We start from the raw sequence: 2,012 nt of genomic DNA on the forward strand, positions 1-2,012 counted from the left end.
GAGTGTAGGCCGGTTTATGAGTCAGGATACGTATGAAGGGGATATTACCAATCCGCTGAGTTTGAATTTGTATACGTATGTGCATAACAATCCGTTGACAAATGTTGATCCGACAGGACATTATTGCGTATCTTCTGATGGCAAAAATGCTCATGAAGGTGACTGTAACACGGCGGGTTCTATAAATTTAGGACATGATGATGATTGGATCGGTCATGCAGTCGTTGAAAATGGAGAGCTTAAGAGGCTCGTTGGTGTCTCAGGCTCCGAAAATTATTATAAAAAAAATCATGTGAAGATGACTTTAAACGTCGATAACCTGAGGGAAAAGGGTACTGTATTTAATGGGGATACTAGTTGCGCCGACTGTGCAAGCTTATTACCAGTTTCTGAAGATCCAATCGCTCAAACAATTTTAATCTTAACTCCAGCGGGTACCACAACTCGCGCTGCAAAAGCTGCTGAAGAAACCGGAGAGTTCACATTAAAACTAGATTTGCAGTTGTTTGCCGCTAAAAGGGACTTAAAAATGGTAAATGATGCTGCCAAAAAAGTTGGTGTAGATAGAAATGCGTTTGGAGAATACATTCATGAGTTGAAGAGCGAATTTAAAATGAAAGCTAATCAGAATTTTTCTTGGGACGAACTAATAAAATATGCTGAAGAATTGAAGGCCATTTTGGACAAATAGAAATTTACAACAAACTTTCGGAGGAGCTATGAGTACATTAGGAAGTTGCGTATTGACTGTTGCTAATACTAAATCATTAGATTTTAGTAAGATTAGTGAAAAACTAAATTTAGTTGCTACATCTACTACTAAGAAGGGTGAGTTCATAGGCAGGGCTAAAATCAGGACCTCTCAATGGGATAGATGGAATTACGAGGTAACCATTAAAGCAGATACAACTCCCGAGGAGGTATTAGAACAATTTCTTATGAATCTAGAACCGGTTGCTGCCGAGATAAACAATCTACAGTCATTTCATGAAGTTACTTTGGATTGTTACTTAAGGTCAGATTTTGGACAAATGGGACTTAGTCTATCTCCTAATATTGTGCAACTATTGGCAAAATTGAATCTAGGATTAGAACTGCACATATTGTCCTTTGGCGGGGTTGAAAAATAAAGATCTTATAAAAGGGGTTGTCCCAAAAATGTTCGCATAGTGCGAGAACGACCCCAAAATAGAACAAAAGGACCTCAAATTCCAATACCAAGTGGAGAATGAGGTCCTTTCTTTAGGTGAAATTTCAAAGCAAAGCATAAAAAGTCGTCAATTGACTTTTGGACAAACCCTTCTTTTGATCTTGACAACACAAAAAACACTAAAAAATGTTTGCGCGGCGGAGGATGAAAATTTATTTGCGTAATTTACGTCAAAAAACATTGACTTTTCGAAATTAAAAATGCTATTATAAAAACACAGAAGAAAAAGACGTAAATTACGCCAGTGAAAGAAGGTTGAGCAAACAATGACAGGGTTCGAATTTATCGCCAAAGCATTCAAAGCTTCATATACAGATATTGCGAAAAGACTTGATCTGACTACTTCCACCGTTGCGGATTGGGCAAGTGGCAGGAGACCAATACCCAAGGACAAGCTTCCGCTCGTCTCCAAATTATTTGGGATTGATGAGGAATACTTTCAGAAGAAGGAGTTAACCGAAGTAGAGAAAATAAAAATTGAAATCAATTACCTTGAACGAGCGTCGAAGCGGGATACGCATGAGATTGAGCATACGATAACGGACGATGATGGAAATGTGCATGAAGCTTATTTTTGGCATAATCCCCATGAAGGCGAGTTGCGCTACAAATATGAGGAACTTGCTTATGAAGAGCTAGTATTGAAATTAAGAGGAATCCTGAATCATGATTTCCATTTGGATATGGAGTATTACCGAACTAAAAATCATTTTGAAGTTGTTAGAAAGCTTGTTGATTTGCTCGATCAAGATGAGGGAAAAGAAGGAATCGAAGAATACGAGGAGATAACAGAAGAAGAGGC

3 protein-coding genes are annotated in these 2,012 nt (G+C 38.1%); all 3 read left to right on the plus strand.

The genetic code is table 11. The features are described 5' to 3' along the window. Positions 1-691 (plus strand): RHS repeat-associated core domain-containing protein (locus tag PEH01S_RS34130; protein ID WP_164828155.1); only part of this gene is annotated, 691 nt, incomplete at its 5' end. 28 nt (positions 692-719) lie between these two features. Then, positions 720-1,130, plus strand: a complete 411-nt coding sequence (locus PEH01S_RS34135) for a DUF4279 domain-containing protein (protein WP_127490442.1) — start codon at positions 720-722, stop codon at positions 1,128-1,130. Between the two features lie 346 nt (positions 1,131-1,476). Beyond that, on the plus strand, positions 1,477-2,012 hold a 536-nt coding region (locus tag PEH01S_RS34140; RefSeq protein ID WP_127490443.1), incomplete at its 3' end, for a helix-turn-helix domain-containing protein.

Origin of the sequence: Paenibacillus ehimensis NBRC 15659 (genome assembly GCF_004000785.1) — a bacterium.
Classification (GTDB): Bacteria; Bacillota; Bacilli; order Paenibacillales; family NBRC-103111; genus Paenibacillus_G; species Paenibacillus_G ehimensis.

Excerpts from the sequence above, each read along its gene's own strand:
- PEH01S_RS34135 (WP_127490442.1), top strand. The coding sequence starts at position 720 with ATGAGTACATTAGGAAGTTGCGTATTGACTGTTGCTAATACTAAATCA.